Annotated in this window: 1 protein-coding gene; it reads right to left on the bottom strand. The window is 67.4% G+C overall.

Features of this window, described 5'->3' with window-relative positions; all coding sequences use genetic code 11:
- Positions 1-1,005 (bottom strand): multicopper oxidase CueO (gene cueO, locus AAC083_RS23250; RefSeq protein ID WP_258224732.1); only part of this gene is annotated, 1,005 nt, incomplete at its 3' end.
- Positions 1,006-1,029: the final 24 nt, after the last annotated feature.

The following is a 1,029-nucleotide window of genomic DNA, read 5'->3' as shown; positions in this document are numbered from 1 at the left end:
GCGGGCCAGAGTGTCCGGCAGCCGCCCCTTGCCCTCGATGAGAGAGGGCTGGATCCGCAGCACTGGCAAGGCGGCATCGAACGGTGCCAGCGTCATCCCCATCTGGCGCACCGGCAGGGAGATCAGATCGAACGGCTTGCCGTTGCGGGCATCCACCATCACCTCGAACCGCTCCCCCGGCAGCAACGCCAGCTCGCTTAGCACCACAGGCTCCACCAGCAGACCGCCATCGCTGCCGATCACATAGAGTGCTCGCCCATCGCTGGCCGCCAGCGTGAGGGAGCGGGCATTGCAGCCGTTGAGCAGCCGCAACCTCAGCCAGCCACGGGGGGCGGCATGGCTCGGATACTCGACGCCATTGGTCAGCATGAGATCACCAAACCAGCCGACCGCCGCACTCAACACGTCCAGCTGGTAATCCAGCTGATCCTGGCCGTCCAGCCGCTTGTCCTGCAACACCAGCGGTATGTCGTCCAGCCCCCAGCGCTGCGGCAGCGGCAGTCGCAGGCTCTCCTCATCGTCGAGAATGAAGAGCCCCGCCAGCCCCATGGCCACCTGATGACCGGTCTGGCCGTGGGTATGGGGGTGATACCAGCAGGTGGCGGCGGGTTGCTCGATGCGAAATGCCGCTCGCCACTGCTTGCCGGGGGGAATACTGGCCTGGGGGCCGCCATCTGCGGTGCCCGGCACCTCCAGCCCGTGCCAGTGTACCGTGCTGGTCTCGGCCAGCCGGTTGCTGACGCAGATCCGTACCGCCTGCCCCTGCCGGGCTCGCAGCGTGGGGCCGAGCAGGTTGCCGTTATAGCCCCAGCTGTGGGTTGGCTGACGCCGCCAGTGCATCTGACCAGGCTGGGCGATCAGCTGGATCACCCCGCTTTCATCCGGTTCGAGTACGGCGGGAATGGGCAGGGCGGGCCGCTCGGCGGCGAAGGCCCGGCCCCACCAGGGCAAGGCGCTGGCGGCGCCGAGCGCGGTGGAGAGTTTGAGAAAATCGCGACGCTGCATGAGTCAATCCTCGTTGGCAGAAGC

This window comes from Aeromonas sp. HMWF014 (genome assembly GCF_963878295.1).
Classification (GTDB): Bacteria; Pseudomonadota; Gammaproteobacteria; order Enterobacterales; family Aeromonadaceae; genus Aeromonas; species Aeromonas popoffii.
Note: the sequence above shows the minus strand (reverse complement) of the source record. Positions and strands in the feature narration are given on the sequence as shown.